At 67.1% G+C, this 23,797-nt stretch carries 23 protein-coding genes; 6 read left to right on the forward strand and 17 right to left on the reverse strand.

All coding sequences use genetic code 11. The features are described from left to right. The 9 genes from I0Q12_RS21725 to I0Q12_RS21765 all read right to left on the reverse strand — a co-directional run. Positions 1 to 937, reverse strand: a 937-nt coding sequence (locus I0Q12_RS21725; protein WP_197254598.1) for an MCE family protein, incomplete at its 3' end; no start/stop codon positions are given. Further along, the gene (locus I0Q12_RS21730) at positions 934 to 2,067 is read right to left on the reverse strand and encodes an MCE family protein (protein WP_374068759.1); all 1,134 of its coding nucleotides are present in this window, start codon (positions 2,065 to 2,067) and stop codon (positions 934 to 936) included. The genes I0Q12_RS21730 and I0Q12_RS21725, both read right to left, overlap by 4 nt. Continuing rightward, positions 2,064 to 3,308 carry an MCE family protein gene (locus tag I0Q12_RS21735; protein WP_197254600.1) on the reverse strand — a complete coding sequence of 415 codons (1,245 nt, stop codon included), beginning with the start codon at positions 3,306 to 3,308 and terminating at the stop codon, positions 2,064 to 2,066. Before I0Q12_RS21735 ends, I0Q12_RS21730 begins: the two co-directional genes overlap by 4 nt. After that, positions 3,305 to 4,336 (reverse strand): MCE family protein, encoded by a 1,032-nt coding sequence (locus tag I0Q12_RS21740; protein WP_197254602.1) that lies wholly within the window; start codon positions 4,334 to 4,336, stop codon positions 3,305 to 3,307. Before I0Q12_RS21740 ends, I0Q12_RS21735 begins: the two co-directional genes overlap by 4 nt. A gap of 1 nt (position 4,337) precedes the next feature. Next, complete coding sequence (locus I0Q12_RS21745; RefSeq protein WP_197254603.1) at positions 4,338 to 5,360, reverse strand: MCE family protein; 1,023 nt, start codon at positions 5,358 to 5,360, stop codon at positions 4,338 to 4,340. Then, complete coding sequence (locus I0Q12_RS21750) at positions 5,360 to 6,610, reverse strand: MCE family protein (protein WP_197254604.1); 1,251 nt, start codon at positions 6,608 to 6,610, stop codon at positions 5,360 to 5,362. The genes I0Q12_RS21745 and I0Q12_RS21750 overlap by 1 nt, the downstream gene beginning before the upstream one ends. Positions 6,611 to 6,620: 10 nt before the next feature. Further along, a complete protein-coding gene (locus I0Q12_RS21755; RefSeq protein WP_197254607.1) occupies positions 6,621 to 7,466 on the reverse strand; it encodes an ABC transporter permease in 846 nt (281 codons plus the stop codon). A gap of 6 nt (positions 7,467 to 7,472) precedes the next feature. Next, positions 7,473 to 8,186: an ABC transporter permease gene (locus tag I0Q12_RS21760; RefSeq protein WP_231611185.1), complete on the reverse strand. Its 714-nt coding sequence runs from the start codon at positions 8,184 to 8,186 to the stop codon at positions 7,473 to 7,475. A gap of 298 nt (positions 8,187 to 8,484) precedes the next feature. Continuing rightward, the gene (locus I0Q12_RS21765; protein ID WP_197254611.1) at positions 8,485 to 9,090 is read right to left on the reverse strand and encodes a TetR/AcrR family transcriptional regulator; all 606 of its coding nucleotides are present in this window, start codon (positions 9,088 to 9,090) and stop codon (positions 8,485 to 8,487) included. Between the two features lie 271 nt (positions 9,091 to 9,361). Between I0Q12_RS21765 and I0Q12_RS21770 the strand changes: the two genes are divergently transcribed. Next, positions 9,362 to 10,564: a cytochrome P450 gene (locus I0Q12_RS21770; RefSeq protein ID WP_197254613.1), complete on the forward strand. Its 1,203-nt coding sequence runs from the start codon at positions 9,362 to 9,364 to the stop codon at positions 10,562 to 10,564. A 64-nt stretch (positions 10,565 to 10,628) separates the two neighbouring features. Here the strand turns inward: I0Q12_RS21770 and I0Q12_RS21775 are convergent, their stop codons facing one another. From I0Q12_RS21775 to I0Q12_RS21800, 6 genes are all read right to left on the reverse strand, one after another. Further along, positions 10,629 to 13,076 (reverse strand): CoA transferase, encoded by a 2,448-nt coding sequence (locus I0Q12_RS21775; protein WP_307846406.1) that lies wholly within the window; start codon positions 13,074 to 13,076, stop codon positions 10,629 to 10,631. A 51-nt stretch (positions 13,077 to 13,127) separates the two neighbouring features. Next, positions 13,128 to 14,297: an amidohydrolase family protein gene (locus I0Q12_RS21780; protein WP_197254615.1), complete on the reverse strand. Its 1,170-nt coding sequence runs from the start codon at positions 14,295 to 14,297 to the stop codon at positions 13,128 to 13,130. Positions 14,298 to 14,390: 93 nt separating this feature from the next. Next, a complete protein-coding gene (locus tag I0Q12_RS21785) occupies positions 14,391 to 15,632 on the reverse strand; it encodes a cytochrome P450 (protein WP_197254617.1) in 1,242 nt (413 codons plus the stop codon). A 26-nt stretch (positions 15,633 to 15,658) separates the two neighbouring features. Beyond that, on the reverse strand, positions 15,659 to 15,853 hold the full coding sequence (locus tag I0Q12_RS21790; protein ID WP_197254618.1) for a ferredoxin: 195 nt from the start codon (positions 15,851 to 15,853) through the stop codon (positions 15,659 to 15,661). A gap of 50 nt (positions 15,854 to 15,903) precedes the next feature. Further along, the gene (locus I0Q12_RS21795) at positions 15,904 to 16,551 is read right to left on the reverse strand and encodes a TetR/AcrR family transcriptional regulator (RefSeq protein WP_197254625.1); all 648 of its coding nucleotides are present in this window, start codon (positions 16,549 to 16,551) and stop codon (positions 15,904 to 15,906) included. A 214-nt stretch (positions 16,552 to 16,765) separates the two neighbouring features. After that, positions 16,766 to 17,602 carry an SDR family NAD(P)-dependent oxidoreductase gene (locus I0Q12_RS21800; RefSeq protein ID WP_197254626.1) on the reverse strand — a complete coding sequence of 279 codons (837 nt, stop codon included), beginning with the start codon at positions 17,600 to 17,602 and terminating at the stop codon, positions 16,766 to 16,768. 586 nt (positions 17,603 to 18,188) lie between these two features. Here I0Q12_RS21800 and I0Q12_RS21805 point away from each other — a divergent pair. Genes I0Q12_RS21805 through I0Q12_RS21815 form a run of 3 tightly spaced genes read left to right on the forward strand, consistent with a single transcriptional unit; the run spans position 18,189 to position 20,729 of the window. Further along, positions 18,189 to 19,049: a mycofactocin-coupled SDR family oxidoreductase gene (locus I0Q12_RS21805; protein WP_197254628.1), complete on the forward strand. Its 861-nt coding sequence runs from the start codon at positions 18,189 to 18,191 to the stop codon at positions 19,047 to 19,049. 59 nt (positions 19,050 to 19,108) lie between these two features. Next, positions 19,109 to 19,300 carry a ferredoxin gene (locus I0Q12_RS21810; RefSeq protein WP_197254630.1) on the forward strand — a complete coding sequence of 64 codons (192 nt, stop codon included), beginning with the start codon at positions 19,109 to 19,111 and terminating at the stop codon, positions 19,298 to 19,300. Between the two features lie 55 nt (positions 19,301 to 19,355). Continuing rightward, the gene (locus I0Q12_RS21815) at positions 19,356 to 20,729 is read left to right on the forward strand and encodes a cytochrome P450 (RefSeq protein ID WP_197254632.1); all 1,374 of its coding nucleotides are present in this window, start codon (positions 19,356 to 19,358) and stop codon (positions 20,727 to 20,729) included. 87 nt (positions 20,730 to 20,816) lie between these two features. Here the strand turns inward: I0Q12_RS21815 and I0Q12_RS21820 are convergent, their stop codons facing one another. Then, positions 20,817 to 21,419, reverse strand: a complete 603-nt coding sequence (locus tag I0Q12_RS21820; protein WP_231611186.1) for a hypothetical protein — start codon at positions 21,417 to 21,419, stop codon at positions 20,817 to 20,819. Positions 21,420 to 22,335: 916 nt separating this feature from the next. On the opposite strand from I0Q12_RS21820, the gene I0Q12_RS21825 reads away from it, so the two are divergent. Together I0Q12_RS21825 and I0Q12_RS21830 are read left to right on the forward strand one after the other, a co-directional pair. Next, positions 22,336 to 23,016: a hypothetical protein gene (locus I0Q12_RS21825; protein ID WP_197254634.1), complete on the forward strand. Its 681-nt coding sequence runs from the start codon at positions 22,336 to 22,338 to the stop codon at positions 23,014 to 23,016. Then, positions 23,013 to 23,558 (forward strand): twin-arginine translocation pathway signal, encoded by a 546-nt coding sequence (locus tag I0Q12_RS21830; RefSeq protein WP_197254636.1) that lies wholly within the window; start codon positions 23,013 to 23,015, stop codon positions 23,556 to 23,558. The genes I0Q12_RS21825 and I0Q12_RS21830 overlap by 4 nt, the downstream gene beginning before the upstream one ends. A gap of 9 nt (positions 23,559 to 23,567) precedes the next feature. Here the strand turns inward: I0Q12_RS21830 and I0Q12_RS33495 are convergent. Next, the coding region (locus tag I0Q12_RS33495; RefSeq protein ID WP_269437671.1) for a VOC family protein at positions 23,568 to 23,797 on the reverse strand (230 nt) is incomplete at its 5' end.

Below are 23,797 nucleotides of genomic sequence, written 5' to 3' on the forward strand. Positions count from 1 at the left end.
GCCCCAGACCCGACGCGTTTCTCGACGGTTGCACGGCCTGGATCATCGACACCGCCGGCGGCAACAGCACGAGCAGCTGTTCGAGTCCCGCGTTGTAGGTCACGGCGAGTTGGCCGACGGTGGTGAGATTCGCCAGCAGCACCGGCAGGGTCAGGTCGACCGTGTCGAACAGGGCAGCGGTTTCCTGCGCGAAGCCCGGGCCGGTTCGCAGCACCGTGCGCAGCTGCGGGTCGTCGGATACGACCTGTCCGGTCACCCCCGCCAGACTGCGGGTCCACTCCTCGATCGCGTCGAGGCTCTGCACCTGCGAATCGAGCAGGGGCACCGTGTCCTCGATCAGCGTCCGGGCGCGGTCCGCGACACCGCTCGCGTCTGCCGCGAGCGTCGACGACGAATCCAGCAGCGAACCCAGGTCGTAGCCGACTGCGCCCACACCGGCATGCATCTCGTCGAGCAGGTCGTCGAGTTTGCCGGTCGGGATGCTCCCGACGAGCGCACTGAGGTTGTCGAGCATGGGACCGACGGGCTGGGGAACGATCGTGTCGGCCGCGTCGATCACGGCACCGTCTTCGAGGAAGGGCGCCCCGTCGCTGCGCGGTCGCAGATCGACGTACTGTTCCCCCACCGCGGACACACTCCGAACGTGCGCTTCCAGGTCCGCCGGGATGTCGTGGTCCTCGTCGAGCGAGAGTGTCGCCCGAACTCCGCCCGGAGTCAGGTCTACGGCGGTGACCTTTCCGACCTCGACGCCGCGGTAGGTGACGTTCGCGAACCGGTACAGGCCGCCGGCGGACGGCAGGTCGACGGTGACCCGGATGCGGCCGACGCCGACGAGCGACTGGCCCTGGATGTAGACGAACGTCGTGACGAGCAGCCCGACGAGCCCGAGCACCGCGAACGCGACGAGCTGGAACCGGACGAAGCGCGACAGGATCATCGGGTGCCTCCCACCGCGGCTCCGAGCGGATCGCGGGTCGGCTGCGCATAACCCGGATCACCGACCGCCGCCTGCACCACCGCGTTCGGATCACCCCACGGGGTACCGAGCAACAGTTCGCGCTGGAGCCGGGGCACGGTGAGGTCGACCGTCGCGAACAGGTTCAGGTAGTCGCCGCGCACCGCCCGGTCGATCACGGATTGGCCGTACGGGTAGACCGTCGCGTATGCGAGGGCCTTGTCGAGGTCGGCGCCGACGTCGGCGAGGGCACGCAGCGTCGGCTCGAGGTGCTCGAGGTTGGTCACCAGATCCTGCCGAGTGTCGGTGACGACGCCGGTCGCGGTGTCGCTGAACGTCCGGAGCCTGTCGAGCGCGGTGGTGAACGCCGGACGTTCCCGCAGCAGTGTCTCGAGGGCGGCGGGCAGCCGGTCCAGCACGTCGGCGACCACGTCCCGCTGCCCGGACACGGTGCCGGCGAGGCGCTCGAGCCCGTCGATGGTCGCGACGATGTCGGCGCGCTGGGTGTCGAGCGTGCCGACGAAGGTGTCGAGCCGGGTGAGCAGGTCGCGTACCGCGTCCTCGCGCCCGCCGAGCGCGTCGTTGAGGTTGGTGACGATGTCGCCGATCCGGCCGAGACCACCCCGGTTGAGGACCACCGCCGCGGCCGCGAGGGTGCGTTCCGTCGACGGGTACGTCGCGGAGCGATCGAGGCCGATCGTGGCACCGGGGGCCAGTCGCCCTTCGGGTGGTGAACCGGCCGGGGGGTTCAGCGCCAGGTGGCTCGATCCGAGCAGGCTGGTCTGCCCGACGGTGGCGACCGCGTTCGCGGGGACGGCGACGTCCTTCTCCACGGACACCTCGATGTCCGCGTGCCAGCCGTGGACGACCATGCGGCCGACGCTGCCGACGACGACGTCGTCGATCATGACCGGCGAATTCGATTCGAGGGTACCCACATCGGCCATCTCGACGGTGAAGGTGTACGAGCCCTCCCCCCGGCCCGGTGTTCCCGGCAGGGGCAGCGAGTTCACCCCGTCCCACGCACAGCCGGACACCGTCGACGCGACAACTGCGGCAGCCAGGAGCATCGCGGGCGTACCCCGCAGGACGGCGGATGTTCGAGATCTCATCGCGGCGTTCCTCCTCCGGGAAGCAACAGGTCGAGCAGGCTCGACGCGGGCGTCGTCGCCGGGGCGTTCACTCCCCCGCCGGCCGGAAACAGGTGGGGTTCGGTGTAGATGAGGTTCTCGGGCCGCGCGGACGGTCCCTTCACCGGGTTGATCGGGGTCGGAAGATAGTTGAACGTCAGCTGATTCAGCAGTGGACCGAGGTACCGGACGCACTTGTCCGCCGATTCCTGCGAGGTCGAGTTCTCGACGGCGGCGATCCCGGCGCACACGAACTGGATCGGGTTCGAGAAGTTGTTGAGGACGAAAACCCCTGCCTCGGTGGCGGTATCGGGATTGTAGATGTTGTAGAAGTTGGCCATGCTCGTCGGGAAGATGTGCAGCAACTGTTCGACGTCGTCCTTGTTGTCCACCAGATTCTGCGTCACGTTCACCAGACGCTCGATCTGTTCACCGGCGCGGTCGCGGTTGTTCGCGACGAACCGCTGCACGTCACCGACCGCGACGGACAGGTTCGTCACCGCCGCGTCGAGGTCGGTGGTGTTGTCGTCGAGCACGCTGGTCAACGTAGCGAGCCGGTTCTCGAAACTGACGATCTGCACGTTGCTGTCCCGCAGGGTCGTCACGAAGGTCTGCAACGCCGCGACGATGTCCACGATGTCGCCGCTACCGTCGGCGAGAACCCTTCCGGCACCGGACAATTGCTCGATGGTACTGCGAAGCTTGTCGCCGTTGCCGGCGAGCGCGTCGGCGGTGCTGTCGACGAATCGTCCCACCGCACTGGACGAGAGATCGCCGTCCGGGCCGAGTTCCGCCGCGAGACGGGTGAGCTCGGTCTTGACCTCGTCCCACTCGACGGGAACCGCGGTGCGTTCGAGGGGGATCGTGGCGCCGTCGGCCATCGTCTCACCGGAGCTGCGGTACGCCGGGGACAACTGGACGTAGCGGGCCGCGACCAGGCTCTGGGCCACGATCACCGCGCTCGCGTCCGCGGGTATCGGGACACGCCGATCCACGGCCATCACGATCTCGGCGGTGGTACCGCGAGGCTCGATCGAGACGATGTGCCCCACCTCGACGCCCGCGACACGCACCCCGTCGCCCTCGTAGATCGCGGTGGCGGTCGTGAACACCGCACGGATCGTTCTGGGGCCGAACAGCTCTCGGTACCCGATCGCGGAGGCGACGGCGATGCCGCAGACGAGAGCGGCTGCGGCGAGCAGAACGATCGTGCGGCGTGTCATCGCGGCTCCTGACCGGGGACGAGGAACACGGCCGGCGGATCGACGCCGAGGGCCTGGTCGACGAACGGTTGGATCATGTGCCCGTCGACGAGGTTGGCGACAAACGCGTTGTAGAACGGGCCGCCGGAGACGGCCTCGCCCTGGGTCAGTGCAACCTTCGCCAGTCCGGGCAGCGCCGCGGCGATGTTGTCCCGGTTCTCCTCGAGCAGCGCCGCTACGGAGTTCAGCCGGTCGAGCGTCGGGGCCAGTTCGGCCTCGTTGTCGGCGACCAGGCTCGACAACTGCTCGGACACCGCGGCGGTGTTCGCGAGCAGGTCCACGATCGCCTGCCGTCGTTCGGCGAGGACGGCGACCAGGGTGTTCGCGTCGAGGATCAGGGTGTTCACCTGCGCGCTGCGGTCGGCCAGGATGCCGGTGACATCGCGCGTCGCGGTGAGCAGGTCGCGCAGGGACTCGTTGCGGTCGTTGAGCGAGCGCGACAGTTCCGTCAGTCCGTCGAAGGTCGGGCCCAGCTGCGGCTCGATGCGCTCGAGGGTCGTGGACAGCAGGTCCAGGGAGCGGTTCACCGCGTCGGTGTCGATGCCGGACACGTTCGTCGTCAGGTCCCCGACCGCATCGGTGAGCGAATACGGCGACGACGTGCGGTCGGTGGGGATCACCTCGTTCGGGCGCAGCAGGCCCAGCCCGTCCGACACCAGTGTCAGGATCCGTTTGCCGAGCAACGAGCCGGTCTTGATGTGGGCGGTGGTGGCCGATCCGAGCCGCACCGACGAATCGACGGAGTACTCGACCAGCGCATCACCGTCGAGCAGCGACACCTTCGACACGGTGCCGACCTCGACGCCGGAGACGACGACGTCGTCGCCGGCCCGGAGCCCGCCGGCTTCGACGAATCTCGCGCGGTACGGCAGTGTGGTCGCCGCCGTGATGAACGCCTGCGCCTGCAGCCCCACGAGCAGGATGCACGTGATCAGGACGGTCCCGATGATGCCGTTGCGGATCAGGTTGGCAGATCGATAGCGCAGCATGTCAGGGAGCGCACCTTCCCGAGTCCTGTTCGATCCACGGCAACTGGACCGTCTCGCCGTTCTCGTCGGTCACCCGCACCGAGATGGCGCAGATGTAGTACTGGATGAAGTTTCCGTACGCGCCGACCCGCACGAGCTTGCGGAAGTTCTCGGGAGCTTTCTCGAGCGCGGAGTCGAGACGTTGCTTGTCGTCGTCGAGAAGTGTTGCGAGCCGCGCGAGTTCGTCGACGGTGCCCGCGAGCGGTGGCCGTGCCTGCGTGAGCAGGTCCGTCATCGACGCCGTGCCGGTGTCGAGGGCTTCGATCGCGGCACCGATGGGGTCGCGTTCCGCCGACAGTTCGCCCACGAGCCGTTCGAGGCGGTCGATCGTCGCGGTGAAATCGCCGCCGCTGTCGGACAGCGTGGTCATCACCCGGTTCAGGTTGTCGATCAGGCTCTGGACGATCTCGCTGTTCGTTGCGAGTTCGTTCGAGAACGACGACGTCCGCGCCAGCAGTGACTCGACGGTGCCGTCCTGACCCTGCAGGATCTGCAGCAGCGACGACGTGAGTGCGTTGACCTCGGTCGGATCGACGCTGTCGATGACGGGTTTGAAACCGCCGAGCAACAGGTCGAGATCCAGGGCCGGTGCGGTCTGCTCGACCGGGATCTCGGCGCCGGCGGGGAGAACCTGCGACGACCCCGGTCCTTCGTGGAGCGCGAGATAGCGGTCCCCCACCAGGTTCAGGTACCGAACCGCCGCCGTCGTGCCGGTGGTGAGCACGAGGTCGCGGTCCGCGTCGAATGTCACCACGACCGAGTGGTCGTCGCGCAACGCCACGTCGGAGACGGTGCCGACCCGGATACCGGCGATCCGCACCGGGTCGCCGGAGCGCAGACCCGACGAATCCTCGAACACCGCCGAATAGGTGGTCGTCGCGCCGGTCCGGTACTCCCCGAAGACGAGGACGAGGAGGCCGGACAGCACCAGCATCACGGCGGCGAAGGCGCCGAATCGGAGGATCGGGCCGTTCCGGGTGCTCATCACGGCCCCCGGTCCGGTAGCGCGGGAAACAGGTTCCGCAGGGCGGGAATCGGGTTCGGCAGGGCCGGGATGCCGAACGGTACCGCGGGTGCCGGATCCGGCACTCCCGGTCCGGCGACCCGCCCGAGCAGCCCTTCCGACAGCCCTTCGACGGTGACCGCCTGCCGTCCGGAATCGAACGGATCGGCACCGACGTCGGCGACGACGAACGGCGGGCGGCCTTCGTACGGCACCGGCAGGACCGAACATTGGGGTCCACCGGAGGCGGCGACCTTCGGCAGGTCCTCCGGATACCGATACGGGTCGGTGCCCCACAGGAAGTTCGCGGACAGGCCGAGCCCTTCCACGTCCACCGGTTTCGAATCGGCGAGGAAGGCCAGGCCCGTCAGGGAACAGGTCAGCGCCTCGTTGTACTCGTCGGTGAGTGAAGTGGTCGGCACCAGCACATCGAGCAGCGTCGTCAGCCCGTCCCGATTCCGGGCGAGCACGGGCTGCCCGGCGCCGGACAGCCCGATCATCCCGAGGAGGAAGGCGTCGAGATTGTGTTCCTCGTCGACGACGGTGTCGCCGATGGATGCGGCGTTCGCACCGGTCGTAATCAGGTCGGGTGCGGTCTCCGCGTAGGTGGAAGCCACCGCCGGCGCCAGCGCGAGGTCCGTGACCAGCGCGGGCAGGGCCGGTTCGATCGCGCCGAGGACGGAGTCGAGGTCGACGAGCATCTGCCCGAACCGGTCACCGCGACCGTTCATCGCGGCGGCGACCGCGCCGAGAGTCTCGTTCAGCTTCTCCGGCTGTATCCGGTCGAGGACGTTCACGAGTTGTTCGAAGACGGTGTTGATTTCGACGGTGACGTGCTCCGATTCGAGAACCCGGCCCGCCTGCAGGGGCACCGGAGACGGGTCGTCCGGCGGGAGGAACTGCACGAACTTCGCTCCGAACACGGTGGTCGACGCGATGTCGACGGAGACGTTCGACGGGATCGCCTCCACCTGTGCGGGATCGAGCGCGAGGGTGATCTCCGCCAGGCCGTCGGGCCGGGCCGTGACGGAGTCCACCCTGCCGACCGTCACGTCGCGCATCTTCACCTTCGCGTCGGGATACATCACCAGCCCGGCGCGGGGCGAGAGCACGGTGACCCGCACACTGCCGGTGAAACGCCCGTCGAACAGGACGGCCGCACCGGCGACGATGGTGGCGAGCACCGCGATCGCCGCGAGCCCGGCGAGGGGCCGGAGCACCTTCGGTCCCATTTCCACCTCGCTATCCGGACAGGTTGAAGTTGCCGTTGGCGCCGTAGACCGCCAGCGAGACGAGCAGGGTGACCGAGACGACCGCGATGAGCGACGTGCGGACCGTGTTACCGACGGCGGTGCCGACCCCCGAGGGCCCACCGGCGGCGAAGAACCCGAAGTACGTGTGTATCAACAGGATTGTCAACGCCATGAGGAACGCCTGCAGGAAAGACCACAGCAGATCGATCGGATTCAGGAACGTCGCGAAGTAGTGGTCGTAGAGTCCGGCGGACTGACCGAGCAGGAACACGGTCGTGAATCGGCTCGCGAGGAACGAGGCGACGACGGCCAGTGCGTAGAGCGGGGTGATGGCGATCAAGCCTGCGACGATGCGCGTGCCGACGAGGTAGGCGATCGGTTCGATGCCCAGCGATTCGAGTGCGTCGATCTCCTCGTTGATCCGCATCGCGCCGAGTTGCGCGGTGGCGCCGGCACCGAAGGTCGCGGCGAGACCGATCCCGGCGACGACCGGCGCGGAGATCCGCACGTTGATGAACGCGGAGAGGAAGCCCGTGAGCGCTTCGATACCGATGTTCCCGAGCGAGCTGTACCCCTGCACCGCGAGGGTGCCGCCGGTCGCCAGGGTGAGAAACCCGACGATGACGACGGTCCCGCCGATCACCGCGAGAGTTCCTGCGCCCATGCTGGTTTCGGCGATCAGCCGCAGGGTTTCCCGTCGATACCGCCAGGCCGCGACGGGGGCGCCGACGAGAGCACGGACGTAGAAGATCGCGTGATCGCCGACCCGGCCGAGTCCGTCGACGGGACGCCGCAGCAGGGCGACCGTGCGCGCGTACTCGGAACTCGGAGGCACGTGTCGTCACCTGGCCGTCAGCTGGATTCCGATGGCCGTCACCACGACGTTGACCACGAACAGTGCCATGAACGCGTACACCACCGTTTCGTTCACGGCGTTTCCCACCGCTTTCGCACCGCCCGAGACCGTCAGCCCGCGATAGCACGCGACCAGTCCGGCGATGAGACCGAACAGCAGCGCCTTGACCGAGGAGATGATCACCTCGTCGATGCCGGTCAGCAGGGTGATTCCGGCGGCGAAGGCTCCGGGATTGACGTCCTGGACGAACACCGAGAAGGTGTAGCCGCCCATCACCCCGATGATGCAGACCAGTCCGTTGAGCAGCATCGCCACGAGACCGGACGCGAGCATCCGCGGTGTGACGAGCCGCTGGACGGGGTCGATTCCGAGAACCTCCATCGCGTCGATCTCCTCCCGGATCGTGCGCGAGCCGAGATCCGCGCACATCGCGGTCGCTCCCGCGCCCGCGACGATCAGCACGGTCACCATCGGGCCGACCTGCGTGACCGCACCGAATGCCGCACCCGCCCCGCTCAGGTCGGCGGCGCCGAGCTCGCGCAGGAGGATGTTGAGTGTGAAGCTCACGAGCACCGTGAACGGAATCGCCACGAGCAGGGTCGGCAGCAGGGACACCCGGACGACGAACCAGGACTGTTCCAGGAACTCACGTGCTTGAAAAGGCCTGCGGAACAAGAACTTCACCGCGTCGGCGGACATCGCGAACAGTCCCCCGACCGCACGAACCGGACCCGACCGATCGCCCGAGAGGAGGCCGCGTACCCATCCGCCCGGCACAGGCCACTCTCGTGGCGCGCCGGAGACACCACGTTCCCGGGATGATTCTCTGATTTCGGATCGCATCGTTGCCCCATCTGCGAACGATATTCTCGATTGCCGTAAAGCTTACAGTTGATTCGTCAGAACTCAAGGACCGAGGTTACGCGAGTTGCGAGCAACGCTTCTGGCGCACAACTGATCCCACGAACTGCACCGCTGCGGTGACAGCGTCCGGCGCTCACTTCACCACGACTGCAGCAAGATCCCGATCGAGCGAACGGGAGTACTCGGCGAAGACGTCACCGAGCGGGATCGTCCGATCGAGCAGCCACGAGATCTCCATTCCGTTGATGAACGCGATGATCTCGACCGCCCGCACCGACGCGTCGATGTCATCCCGGTACCGACCCGAACGCTGGTGAGTGCGAATCGTCTCGGCGACGATGTCGACGGACAGGCGCCACCTGTCGAGCAGCCGACCGTGCAGGGGTGCGTCCGGCATCAGGTTCTCGACCAGCATCACCACGAACGTCCCCACCAGCTCCGGCGACTGTTCGATGCGACAGGCCGTCTTCCGGATCTCCTCGGCCAGATCCCCGGCCGGATCGGCGCGCGCGTGATCGTCCGCGTCACGCGCGTCGAGTACCGCGTGCAGCAGTTGCTCCTTCGACGAGAAGTGGTACAGCAGACCGGCGGGGGTGACCCCGACCTCCTGCGCGATCTGCGCGAGCGTCGTACCGCGCCAGCCGTTGCGCGTGAGGATGCGCTGCGCGGCGGCGACGATCTGCAGCCGGCGATCCTCCCCTTTGGACAGGAGCGCGTCGTAGGACCTCGTGACCTGCACAGCACCCTCCGGTCGATGGTCGGACCCACGGGGGATCACGGGAATGCCGCACTCCGAAAACGCCGCATTCCGAAATCGTTGTCGTCTCGCACCTTTCAGGCCTCCCCGCCCCGATCCGGTGCTGGATGAGAATTCTACTCTCAGAATCAGAGAATAATGCTTGCATCGCAAGACTCGGAGCCCGACACTGGTAGCAGTCGATGAGATCGTTCCGACTGCAGTCCTGCCCAGCGCGCACGCGAATACGAATCCTCCGAAAGGTGGCAGACCTGTGACGACCAGCGCAGCCAGCGACATTCGATACGACCCGTACGACGTCGAGATCAATGCCGATCCCTACCCGATGTTCAAGCGTATCCGCGAAGAAGCGCCCCTCTACTACAACGAAACCCACGATTTCTACGCGCTGAGCCGCTTCTCGGACGTCAACCAGGGACTCGTCGACTACCAGACGTTCAGCTCCGCTCGCGGTGCGATTCTCGAACTCATCAAGGCGAACATCGCGATTCCGCCGGGCGTGCTGCTCTTCGAGGATCCGCCGATCCACGACATCCATCGAAAACTGCTGGCGCGGATGTTCACTCCGCGCAAGATCCAGGCACTCGAGCCGAAGATCCGCCAGTTCTGCGCCGAGGCGCTCGACCCCCATGTGGGATCGGGCCGGCTCGATTTCGTCGCCGATATCGGCGCACAGATGCCGATGCGGACGATCGGCATGCTCCTGGGCATTCCGGAGGAGGACCAGGAAGCCATCCGCGACTTCGCGAACGAGCAGATGCGGACCGAGGAAGGCGGTCGGATGAAGGCCGCATCCGACGGCATGGTCAGCGGTGACATCTTCGGCGCCTACATCGACTGGCGCGCCGAGTATCCGTCGGACGACATCATGACCGAATTGCTCGAGGTCGAGTTCGAGGACGAGACCGGAACGGTTCGCCGGCTGACCCGGGACGAACTCCTGACCTACGTGAACGTCGTATCCGGGGCCGGCAACGAGACCACCACGCGGCTCATCGGCTGGGCCGGCAAGGTGCTCGCCGAACACCCCGACCAGCGACGACAGCTCGTCGAGGATCCGACGCTGATCCCCGAGGCCATCGAGGAACTGCTGCGGTTCGAGCCGCCGGCACCGCATGTCGCGCGGTACGTGACCCGGGACGTCGAGTACCACGGCACCACCGTTCCCGAGGGCAGCGTGATGATGTTCCTGATCGGCGCCGCCAACCGCGATCACCGCCAGTTCGGTCCCGACAGCGACACATTCGACATCCATCGCGAGCCCCGCCAACATCTGACCTTCAGTGTCGGCACGCACTTCTGTCTCGGTTCGGCACTGGCCCGGCTCGAGGGCCGGGTCGCACTCGAGGAGATCCTGAAGCGCTTCCCCGAGTGGGAGGTCGACGTGGCGAACGCCGCGCTGTCGCCGACGTCGACGGTGCGCGGCTGGGACACACTGCCCACCGTCGTTCCCTGACGGCGGACAGCGAAACGCCGCCGATTCCGGCGGCGTTCCGTGGTGTCCGGGGTGCATCGTCCCGTCACCACACCGGTGTGCGCCCGAGGACACCGTCGCCTTCGAGCGCGACGATCTCCGCGTCGTCGAATCCGAGTTCGGTGAGGATCTCGTGATTGTGTTCGCCGAGCAGCGGTGCGCGGCGGACGTGGACGTCGGTCGGCCCTTCCGAGAATCGCGCCGCCATCGTGCTGTACCGCGCCGTGCCGAACACCGGATGGTCGAGTTCTTCGAAGAATCCCCGGTGCGCGAGCTGCGGTATCTCGCTCTGCCGGTGCGGTTGCATCACCTTCGCCACCGGCACACCGGCACCCCACAGCACCTCCACGATCTCGTCCGCCGTCCGGCTCCGGCACCACCGCGCCAGCTGGTCGTCCAGAAGATCGTGGTGGCGACGCCGTCCCTCGACGGTGCCGAGCTCGGGATCCGCCGCCCACCCGGGATCGCCCAGCGCAGTACGCAGGAACGACCATTGTTCGTCGGTTTCGACCGCGACGGCCACCCAGCAGTCGGGTCGCCCGAACTCGTCGAGCTCCTCGGTCCGGTACAGGTTCTGCGGCGCAGCGACCGGACCACGATTCCCGTCACGCTCGAGAAGCGTTCCGTACGCGGAGAACTCGATCCCCTGCTCCGCGGCGATGTTGAGCGCCGCATCGACCATCGGTGCCTCCACCAGTGCGCCCTCACCGGTGCGGCGGCGTTGTTCGAGCGCCACGAGGAGCCCCACGAGCGCATGGACACCGGCGTTCGGATCGCCGACCGAATAGGGTTCCACCGGATTCTGATCGCGATGACCGGTCAGCCAGCTCAGGCCCGAACAGTCCTCGATGACGTAGGCGAAGGCCGGGTTGTCGCGCCACGGACCGTCGAGGCCGAATCCCGGCATGCGAACCAGGATCGCGTCCGGACGCAGGGCACGAACCGTGTCGAAATCCAGCCCGATCTGGTCGAGTACACGTGGGGTGTAGTTCTCGACGATCACATCGCACGTCGCGATCAGCCGGCGGAGCACCTCACGACCACGTTCGGTGCGGAAATCCAGGGCCAGGCTCCGCTTGCCGGTGTTCAGGGCGGCGAAGATCGGCGACTTCTCCCACCAGTCGTCTTCGGAGACCGGCACTCCCGCGATCAGCCGGGTACCGTCCGGGCGCGACGCCGATTCCAGGTGGATGACATCGGCGCCGAGCATCGCGAGGACGTGGGTGCAGGAGGGTCCGGCCCAGAAACTCGTCATGTCCAGCACGCGCAGGCCGTCGAACGGCCGAACCGAACGAGAGCCGGCCGAACCGGCGGCGCCGTTGTCCGCCGGCCGCGGCGTCCCGATTCGCAGGCGCCGATCCCGCGTGTGTTCCCCGAGGGCGGGCGACGGTCGCGATCCGGGCAACGCGCCGGGCTCGATGCGGTACGGGCGAACCGGTTGGACGAAGTCTCCGCGGGGGTTGTCCGTGAACGTCCCCCGGATGCGGTAGTGACCGATTCCGGTGACGTTCTCCCCGTTGCCGACCGGACCGCTCGGAATCCGCAGGGCCGCGGCGAAGTCGAGGATCTCCTCGACGGACCGCTCCGCGATCCACGCCCGGATCTCCGGGGCCATCTTGATGGCCTGTTCGGTGATGGACAGCGGTGATTCCTCGTCGATCCATTCCGGGTGCCCCACCATGACGCACAGGTCGAACCACTGCTGCGCGGTTCCGCACCCCAGCGCGACCAGACCGTCCTGCGCGGTGGCCACCCCGGGAACGGTCAGCCGCCGCTCGGTGCGGAACGGGCGATCGAGTCCGTCGAAGAACGAGACCGGATGGTAGGTGAGACAGAGGATCTCGGTTTCGAGCATGGACACGTCGACGAGTTCTCCGTCGCCGGTGAGCCGGGTGCGTGCCCGCGATGCCAGCGTGGCCGCCGCGGCCGTCGCACCGGTCAGCCATTCCCCGATCCTGCCGCCGATGTGCACCGGTGCGCGGTCGGGAGCACCGCGCCCGAGCCCGATGATCCCGCCGGACCACGCCTGGACGGTGAATTCGGTGGCCGGCCGGTCGCTCCACGGGCCGTCCAGACCGAACGGGGTGATCGCGGTGACGGTCAGGTGCGGATACGCCTGCCGGAGTTGCTCGGGTCGCAGCGACGGGTGTTCGGCGACCGCCGATTCACGTGACCACACCACCGCGTCCGCGGTCTCGAGCAGCGCGTGGACCGTGTCGAGGTCGTCCTCCAGGTCGGGGTCCGCGACGACGCTGCGCTTGCCTCCCGCGAGGAACGCGAACAGGGCTCCGTCGCTGCCGGATTCGATCCGGGCGCCGGAGGCGCTCCAGGTCCGCAGCGGATCGCCGCCGGGTGGTTCGACCTTCACCACGTCGGCGCCGGCGTCGACCAGCATCTTCGTGCAGTAGGCACCGGCAATGCCGGTCGACAACTCGACCACGACGTATCCGCTCAGCGGTGCCGAGCCGGCCCCGCCTTCATCGTTCCCGTCCACGAATCCCTCGGTCCTCCTTCGGTCTCGACACACTGGGCCGTTCGGGCACCGTCACAGACCGAGGAAATCCATCACGTTCCCGCTGACGATGCGGGCCGCGGCGTCCGGGCCGACCGCGTCCACGACGGCGGCGAGAGACTTTTCCGAGTATCCGAACGTGCTCTCGTTGTGCGGGTAGTCGGACGACCACATGATCTTGTCGATTCCGATCTCGTCGGCCATCGACAGTCCCAGCGGATCCACCATGAACGAGGCCCACATGTTCTCGTCCCAGTAGTGCCGGATGTCGTGTTCGACGGGACGGTCGAGCATGTGCCGGAACGAGGCGAGCAGGTGCTCGGCGTCCTGGATGGCGGCCGGCACCCAGTTGATCCCGCCTTCGAACCAGCCGATCCGCAGTGCCGGATGACGATCGATGATGCCGCTGAAGATGTACTTGGCGAACATCTCCCGGAACGGGGCGACGTTGTGCATCATGCCGACCGCGACGCTGTTGACCTCGCACGGGCTCGACAGCGGCGCTTCGCCGATGTGGTGCGAGACCGGAACCCCGGACGCCTCGATCTCGTCCCAGACCGGGATCATCGCGGTGCTGGCGTAGTCGATCTGGTTGCCGTCGTTGTCCTTGCCCGCCGAGAGTGGGAGCAGGAAGGTCTTCAGGCCGAGGGACTTCAGTTCGGCAAGCGTGCGCCGGGCACCGTCCGCGTCCCACCAGTTGACGAGTCCGACCCCGTAGAACCGGCCGTTCGACCGCTCCTGCAGCTCGGCGATGTATTCGTTGTATATCCGGAAGGACAGTTCGCGAACTTCCTTGTCCGGGTAGAACAACAGCGCGAGGAGCGCATTGGGGAAGGCGAGCTCGACGTCGATGCCGTCCTCGCCGAGATCTCGAATCCGGGCTTCGAGGTTCGTGCTTCCGGACCCGTCCAGCGGGTCGTACTGCATGAGTACGTGACTGAAATCGCCCGGGAGGAAGGACTTTCCCTTACGCCCGAGCTGATACGCGCCTTCCTCGTACCAGACGCGCGGCGCCCGGTCCTTCATTTCTTCGGGAAATCGCTCGAAGAAGATGTCGTCGGCGAGCGAGATGTGGTTGTCGGCCGAGAAGACCTTCGTCCCGGCGGGCAATCCCACCCCGCCCGCGGCGTGACCGCGCCGGTCCTTCGGTGGACCGAATCCCTCGGGCGGATACAGCAACGAGCTCGTGTTCGGAACCGGCATCGTGACCCTCCGTTTCGGATCGATTGGTTCACACATTTCGCGACGCGACATCGGCGTGATGCCCGTCGAGTTTTCGTCGGACCGGACCGGTGATCACCACGCGACCGGCAGCGAGTAGACGCCGAACGCCAGACGATCGTGCTTGAATTCGACGTCCTCGAACGGAATCGCCAGGCGCAGAGTCGGAATACGGCGAAGCAGCGTGCTGTAGACGATCTGCAGCTCCGTCCGCGCGAGCTGCTGTCCGACGCACTGGTGCGGCCCGAACCCGAACCCGACGTGCAGGCGAGCCGGCCGGTGCACATCCAGCTTGTCCGGTTCGGGGAACGCCTTGGCATCCCAGTTGGCCGGTGCGAGGTCGACGATGATGCCCTCCCCCGCGCGGATCGTCTCGCCGGCGATCTCGATGTCCTCGACCGCGACGCGGCGCTGACCGTTCTGGATGATGCTCAGGTAGCGCAGCAGTTCCTCGACCGCGTTGGCCAGGACCTTCTTGTCGTCGGTGTCGCGGACGACGGCGAGCTGCTCGGGGTTGCGCAACAGCGCCAGTGTGCCGAGAGCGATCATGTTGGCGCTGGTTTCGTGCCCGGCGATGAGCAGCCCGGTGCCGAGCTGCGCAGCCTCCTTCATGCTGATCTCCCCGGCCCGGACGCGTTCGCCGAGTTCGGACACGACGTCCTCGGCGGGTGCGTCGATCTTCGCCTCGATCAGCTTGATGAGGTACTTCGCCAGCCCGGTCCGGCCTTCGGCGGCCTGCTCGGCGGTCGCGTACCGGTCGACCCCGATCGTGGCGTGTGCCTGGAAGAACTCGTGGTCCTCGTAGGGCACACCGAGCATCTCACTGATGACCAGGGACGGAACCGGGAGTGCGAGGGCCGTGACGAGATCCGCGGGCTGGGGGCCGGCGAGGATCGCGTCGATGTGCTCGTCGGTGATCCGCTGGATCGCGGGGCGCAGCGCGTCGACCCGCTTGAGCGTGAACGGCTTGGTGAGCATCCGCCGGAAGCGTGTGTGTTCCTCCCCGTCGGAGGTGAACACCGAGCGCGGGCGCTTGTGCACCGTCGAGAGCATGCCCTCGTTCCAGTGCGGGAAGCCCGGCTTGCGGTCGTCGACGCTGACGCGCGGATCGGACATCAGCTCCTTGAGTTCGGCATAGCCGGTGACCAGCCACGGCGTGCTGCCGTCCCAGATACGGACCCGGCTGAGCGGGCGCTGCGCGCCCATGTCCAGCACCTGCGGCGGAGGAGCGAACGGGCATTCCGCGGCCCGGTCCATCGGATACTCGGGAATGTCTGCGGCTGTGACGCTTTCGGGTCCTGCCAGCGTGTCGGACATCGCGCTCCTCGTGATCGGTCGTGGGGTCATTCCTCGATGCGGATGGCCAGTGCAGGGCACATCGACGCGGCCTCGCGCACACCGTCGGCGAGGTCCTCCGAAGGGCTGTCGTCGAGCAACACGACGATGCCGTCGTCCTCCCGCTGGTCGAACACCTCGTCGGCGTGCGCGACGCACTGCCCGGCGGCGATGCATCTGTCCTGGTCCACGTAGACCTTCATGGCGTCTTCCTTCGTGGGTACGTGTGGGCGGTGGCGCCCGAAACCGGAGGTCAGCCGGTCGTGACGGGTGCCAGCAACAGGCCGGTGATCGCGTCGATCAGGCTGGTGCCGGTCGCGGTCCAGTCGGAGCCGGTGCCACCGTCTGCGAGGGTGCGCTCGAGCTGGGCGCTCGTGTGCACGATGAGCAGGCGGGCCATCGCGAAGCGTTGACGGCGGACGTCGGGCGGCAGGTCCGGCAACGACCGTTCCAGTCCCGCGATGATGGTCAGCAGTGACCGGGAGGTCAGCGACTCCTCCGAGACCACGTCACGGAACGCGGGGTCGGGCATGAGCTGTGCACTGAATCGTGCGTACCACGTGGGATTTCCGAGCGAATCGAGATGCTCGGTCAGCGGGCGCACCAGGCAGGTCACCCAGTCCCGCACATCGGCGGAGTCGCCGACCTGCGCGACCATCTGATGGCAGAGTCGTTCGACGTGCGCGTTGTGCTTGCGCACGATGGCCCGGACCAGGTCGGCTTTGGTTCCGAAGTGGTATCCGACAGCGGCGTTGTTGCCCTGTCCGGCTTCCTCGCTGATCTGCCGATTGGAGACGGACGCGATGCCCCGTTCGGCGAACAACCGCTCGGCGGCCGCGAGAATCGCCCCCCGGGTCGCGCTGACACGCTCGGCGCGAGCTGTTCGATTCGCGGTGGTCATCGCATCCGCTCCTTGTGTGCCCCACCCAGCGAGGCGTCGGCTCTCGTTCCAGGTGAGGACGTTGCGATCGGGGGCGGCCACCCGAGCCATCACTCGGGTGGCCCCTCGATCCCATCCCCCGTGATCCCCGTCACAGTAAATCCGACGGGCACGGTTAAGTCAAGCAGTTGATTTAAATTGCCGATCCGCAGGCGTGATGCCCGCCGGTCTCCGCTCAGGACGTCGGCGTGGGAGCGGCCGGTGCGGGAGCAGGCTTCCTGCGCAACGGTTTTCCCGCGGTGGTGCCACCGTCGACGGGAAGCACCGTCCCGGTGAGATAACGTGAGCGATCCCCGGCGAAATACAGCGCGGCTTCGGCGACGTCCTCCGGGGTCCCGTCCCGTTCGAGCGGCCGATCCGTCTGCATCGAGGCACGAACCGCGCGCGTGAGCCGTTCACTGCGCTCGTCGGCCATCGCGCTCATGGACGTGGTGAGCAGGGCCGTGGGTATGCTGCCCGGCGCAATGCAGTTGACACGGATGTCGTACTGCGCCAATTCGATTGCCGCCGACTTCGTGAACTGGATGATCGCGGCCTTGGACGCCCGGTAGGTCATCACGCCACCGCCGGCCTGGATCCCGCCGATCGAGGACATGTTGACGATCGATCCGCCGCCGTGCTCGGCCATGAACGACGCCGCGTACCGAGTGCCTGCCATGACACCGAGCAGGTTCACTGCCATGACCCTGCCGAAGTCGGCGAGGTCGTCGTGAAGGAAACTCTTGTGCATCCTGCCCGGAATGCCGGCGTTGTTGCACATCACGTCGAGTCCGCCGAAGCGTTCGATCGCGAATTCGACCGTGGACGCGACCTGCTCGATGTCCCCGACGTCGGTGTACCGGAACACCGACGCCGGGCCACAGGCTCGGACCAACTCCTCTGCGCGCTCACGTTCCACGTCCGCGACGACCACCCGAGCACCCTCGGCGACGTACCGCTCGACGATCGCGCGGCCGATCCCCGATGCTCCACCGGTGACGACGGCGACCTTGCCGGTCAGTTCGTTGACCATCGATTCGATTCCCTTTCGATTCGGAAGAGCGACCTGGACGCACATTCGCAGCGATCCGACCACCTCGGGAGCACCTCACATCGCCGAGACCGCAACGCCGCTGACATGCGCCGGCGCCGGAGGCTAATTCCACCTGCATCGATCCCTGGACGCGACGCAGAGCCCCACCGGCCGCGAGGGTACGGGAAAGAATGTTCCGGAGAACGGGGAATCCGGTCTTTCGCAGACATTCGACCGTGGACGGCACGACCTTCCGCTTCCCCGCCACCGAGACCATTCGCTGCGCGAACGAATATGGGACCGGCCACATTTCGGACTCCGCCGCCGAACCCGGACGGGGACGAATGTCCGAATCCTTGCCCGAGCGCCCGTATGCAGAGTATGATTCTCGTAACTCGGAATTATCATTCTGTTCCGAGGCAAAGGCGATTCAACCGGGGCATGCCCCACACAGATTCCTTTCACGACCGCGCGGCGGACATCCGCATTTCTCGGGGCAAACGACCGACACCGAGCAGCATCCTCCGGTTCCGTCCGGCGCCACGGCCGACGGCCCGAGAGACCACAGACACAGGAGGGAAAGATCGTGGGACGAGTTGAAGGCAAGGTTGCGTTCGTCACCGGCGCCGCGCGCGGACAGGGCCGGAGCCATGCGGTTCGCCTGGCCGAAGAGGGCGCGGACATCATCGCCGTCGACCTGTGCGAGGACATCCCGACGATCGGGTACGCGATGGCCCGCCCGGAGGATCTCGAGGAAACGGCCCGGCTCGTCGAGAAGACCGGACGCCGAATCGTGACCGCGCAGGCGGACGTACGCGATGTGGCGCAGTTGCGTGCGGCGCTCGACGCCGGCATCGCCGAGTTCGGGAAGCTCGACATCGTCGTCGCGCAGGCCGGCGTCGCAGGAATGAAGGGTGAGCCTCAGATCCAGGCCTGGTGCGATGTCATCGATACCAACCTGATCGGCACGATCAATGCCATCCAGGTGTCGCTCCCCCATCTCGGCGACGGCGCGGCCATCGTCGCCACCGGGTCGACGGCGGCCCTCATGGACACCTCGAAGGTCGACAACCCGGGCGCCGACCTGGGCGGCATGGCCTACGTGCACTCGAAGCGGGCACTGACGCACTACGTCTACGACCTGGCCACCCACCTCGCGCCGCGCGGCATTCGCGCGAACGTCGTCCACCCGACGAACTGCAACACCGCGATGCTGCAGAGCGAGCCGATGTACCGCTCCTTCCGCCCCGACCTCGAGCACCCGACCCGCGTGGATGCCGAACCGGCCTTCGGGGTCCAGCAGGCGATGCGCATCCCGTACGTCGAACCCGAGGACATCAGCAACGCGATCGTCTACCTCGTCTCCGAGGAAGCCCGCTACGTCACCGGTGTGCAGTTGCGGGTGGACGGCGGCGGCTACCTCAAGTGGTACGACTACCACGTCTGATCTCCCCTGCTCATCTCCCCTGCGGGGCACGGATTCACGACAACTCGAAGGACAGGTCAATGAAGGTGAAAGTCGATTCGCAACGCTGCCAGGGTCATACGCTCTGCGCGATGAGCGCCCCGGGCGCCTTCGAACTGAGTGAGATCGACGGTCACGCGTCCGCGGTGTACGACCGGGTCCCGGCCGATCAGGAGGAGCAGGTGCGCGAGGCGGCACGATCGTGCCCCGAACAAGCCGTCTCCATCTCCTGACCCCGCCCGAACAGACGTGCGCCGTGAACCACGACCAACCGAGGGAAGCCACACCGTGACCACCGAGAACATCGTCACCGACGAAGATCGCAAGAAGAACCGATACCACTTCGACCGCCACACACCCGAGTACCGGCATCGGTTCGAATCGATCACCCAGGAGATGCACGAAACCTGCCCCGTCGCCTGGACGGACACCTACGACGGCCACTGGGTCGCGGCCGGCAGCGCCGCGGTCTTCGAACTGGCCCGCTGCCCGCACATCTCGAACGATCACGACATCAACAACGAACGCAAGGGCTACAAGGGCATCTCGATCCCGACCGCCCAGCGCGCGTCACTCGTGCGCGGCGGGATCCTGGAGATGGACGATCCCGAACACCGCGAATACCGTTCGGTGCTCAATCCCTATCTGTCGCCGGCCGCGGTGCAGCGGTGGAAGCCGTTCATCGACGAGGTCGTCCGCGCGAGCCTCGACGAGAAGATCGAGCAGGGCCGCATCGACTTCGTCGACGACCTCGCCAATGTCGTGCCCGCGGTACTGACCTTGGCGATGCTCGGAATTCCGTTGAAGCAGTGGTCGATCTACAGCGAACCGGTCCACGCGGCGGTGTACACACCGGAGAATTCGCCCGACGCCCCGCGCGTCGCCGAGATGCACCGGGCGATGGGACTGGACCTGCTCACCAACATGCACGAGATCCGCCAGAATCCGCGGCCGGGACTGGTCAACGCGCTCCTCGAACTGCGCATCGACGGTGAGCCCGCACCCGACCTCGAACTGCTCGGGATGCTGGGGCTGATCATCGGCGGCGGTTTCGACACCACGACGGCGCTCACCGCGCACGCCCTCGAATGGTTGTCCCGGAATCCCGAACAGCGCGACGAACTCAGCCGCGAACGTGACTCCCTACTCGACTCCGCGACCGAGGAGTTCCTGCGCTACTTCACCCCCGCCCCCGGTGACGGACGCACGATCGCGGCGGACTTCGAAGCGGCCGGCACCGAGTTCAAGGAAGGTCAGCGTCTGTGGCTGTCCTGGGCGATGGCCAACCGCGACCCGTCCCTGTTCCCCGAGCCGAACCGAATCATCATGGACCGCAAGGCCAATCGCCACTTCAGTTTCGGACTCGGGATCCATCGGTGCATCGGGTCCAATGTGGCGCGCACGGTGTTCAAGTCGATGGTGACCGCGGTCCTCGATCGCATGCCCGACTACCGGTGTGATCCGGAGGGCACCGTCCACTACGAGACGATCGGCGTCATCCAGGGCATGCGCAATCTGCCGGCCACCTTCACGCCGGGACCACGGCTGGGTCCCGGCCTCGACGAAACGCTCGAGAAGCTCCAGCGTCTGTGCGACGAGCAGCATCTCGCGGAGCCGGTGACCGTACGCCGCGACGCGGCAAAGATCGGTGACCCGCAGTGATCAACCGTCCGAACTGAACAAGCACACTGCCGCCGTCGCCTCGACCACTTCTCCGGAGATGGTCGAGGCGACGGCGGCGGGCGGGAATCACCCGGCGGGCAGAAGGTCCGATCGCACGCGAGGCCGCGACAGCCGTCCGGTGCAGAACGTCTCGGCGGCGGCCACGTCGGTTGCGCTCGCGCCTGCCGCGACGAGCGCCTGGGCCTTGAACGCCCTCGCAGCCAGACTCAGGCGGTGCTGCACGAGCCGCACCTCGCTGTCGAGCTCGGGCGGAATGCGATCGCCCCACAGCGTCACTTCCGTGGGGTGGTGCCCCAGAGCGGCGTGGACCCCGTCCCGGACCCGGGTATCCGAGCTGTACAGGTCCGCCTCGACGGCGACGGTGTGCGGGTACAACCCTTTGCGGCGAGTCGTCAGGACGGATTCGAGATCACCCGTGCCCACCCCCAGGATCCGCAACGGGCGCGGATCCGATGCATCCTGAACGAAGACCGTGACGTTCCATCCGGCCATGACGCGATCGAACAGCCAACCGCCGGCGAACCGGACGACGTCCGCAGTGTTCAGCGCGACGACGTCGAGGCGGTATCGAGAGTCGACGGTTCCGGATTCCCCTGACGACCCGTTCTCTCCCGACCCCTCGCCCCCCGAGCCCTTCCGGTGAGCCGTGTCGAACTGCCGAGCTGTCATGGAAGTTCCTTTCTGCCTGACGAGACCGAATTACCGTGACGACCGAACGGTCCGACGCCTGCCGACAGACGCAGCGCACTCCATCGACCTCGGTGTCCCGGGTACTTCCGAACTGCATCCCCGCCGGTCCTCGGCGACATGCGCACCCCCGTGCGCGTCGCACGACAACGGTGTGGCACGGCAACCCCCCTGCGGACCGAGAACCTAGTAAACACACAGTAGGTTGGTTTGACAGATGTGACAAGGGTCTCATTCGAGACTGTTTCGGCACCTCGTCACGCCCGCGGCCGAGCCGACCCGGTCGCATACCAGGCCGGCTCCCGGGCAAGGTTGAAGCTCCAACCATAGCCCGCAACAACGCTTTACGAGCGTTCGAAAGCGGCAACGATGCCCATCGCCGGCGCAGCGCGGACAGACCGGAACTCGACCACCCTCCACCCGGCGGCACATCGGCCACCGCGCGGGAGGGGGCGTGCGGGACGGGCCGGTTCGCAGAGGGACCGTGTCCGGACGGTCGCCCACTCGTTCGACACCGACGTCCCACGAATAGAACTACAGCAGTGACACTTTCGACACGCACCTACAGCCGAATGACGGAACCGGGCGGGAGGTCGCACCTCGGTCACCGAGATTCATGCCCGATCACGTTGCTGTCCAATAATATTCGCGTACCGGTGCGCGTTCCGGTATCCGATGGGACCGTCCCCGACTGTGGCACATCACAGCACGAGTGCGATTCCCCGTGCGTTCCGGATCATTTCGTGCTGACATGTGGGATGTCGGCGAGACACATCCCTGGGGCCGGACGTTGACGCCGACCCCGAGAATGCGGAAGCGTACAGGCGGAACGCCCGTGCCGAGCCGAGGATCGCACGATGCTCGAAGCGAGCCCGGTGCTCGAGCCAAGGAGGTACACATGCCGGACCGCGCGCCGTCGTCGACCGACGCCGAGTCCCTGCTCCTCGCCGCCGAGGAAGCCGAAGCCGAAGCGGTCGCAGCCGAAGCTCGCGCTCGCGCCGCGCGCCTTCGTCGGCAGGCGCGCACGGCCGGTTCGGACGACTCCGGTGAAACAACCGAGGCGGAGTCGACCGAGGCCGGGAGCACAGGAACCGGCGGCCGCCGACGGACTCTCGCGGCCGTGGCCGCGAGCGCGGTGATCTGCACGGCCGTCGTGGCCTGCGCCTACATGCTCCGGCATCACGCCGGGGCGAGCGATCGAGACCGCCGCGCGGCGGAGTTCGAGGCAGCGGCACGGCAGGGTGTCGTCACCCTGACCACGCTCGATTTCGACAACGCCGACGCCGATGTTCAGCGGGTCCTCGACAACTCGACCGGTGAGTTCCACGACGACTTCCGGAACCGGGCCCAGGACTTCGTCGACGTCATCGAGCAGTCGAATGTCGCGACCGAGGGCACGGTCGACGCGGCCGCGGTGGAGTCGATGACCGACGACTCCGCGGTCGTGCTGGTCGCGGCGACCTCGAAGGTGACCAACGCGGCCGGTGCCGATCAGGAGCCGCGGGTGTGGCGGCTCAGCGTGACCGTCACCCGTGACGGTGATCGGCTGAAGATGTCGAAAGTGGAGTTCGTGCCGTGAACAACGACTTCGAGAATCCTCCCGCCGCCCGCGCGAGCACCCCGGCCGGGACGCTGCGGCGGCTCGTCTCCGGACGGACGGTGCTGTCGCTTCTCGCGATCGTGTCCGTCGCGGTCGCGTCGGGGCTGTACGTCGGCCTGTACCGGACGGATGCCCGCACCGGCGACGACGTGGCGCGCGCGGCGCTCGATGCCGCCACCGCCGGATCGGAGGCACTGCTGTCCTACTCTCCGGAGACGATCGATGCGGATCTCGAGACCGCCAAGTCGTATCTGACCGGGGACTTCCTCGCGTACTACACGGAGTTCACCGATCGGGTCGTCGCGCCGGCCGCGCGCGAGAAGTCGGTGACCGCGACCGCCTCGGTGGTGCGAGCGGCGGTCTCGGACCTGCAGGCGGATGCGGCCACCGTGCTGGTCTTCACGAATCAGGTGACCACGAGCGCCGACAGGCCCGATCCGACGGCGATGTCGAGCAGCGTGCTCGTGTCACTGACCGAGGTCGACGGCAGGTGGCTCATCTCCGCGTTCGATCCGGTGTGACCGGTCTGCTCATCCGGTGACGACGAGGCAGAACACATGGCCACCCGGGTCGCGGTAGGTGCGGAACGTCGGGCTCGGATTCGGTCCGATCACGCGGACCGCGCCGTGCTGCAGCGCCCAGCGTTCCGCGGCCTCGAGGTCGGTGACCTGCAGGTCGAGGTGGGCACGCAGAGGCACGGTCTCGGCGGGCCAACTCGGCGGGACGTGTCCGGGTGCCCGCTGGAACGCCAGTCCCCCTC

It is taken from the genome of Rhodococcus sp. CX, from assembly GCF_015865005.1.
Classification (GTDB): Bacteria; Actinomycetota; Actinomycetes; order Mycobacteriales; family Mycobacteriaceae; genus Rhodococcus.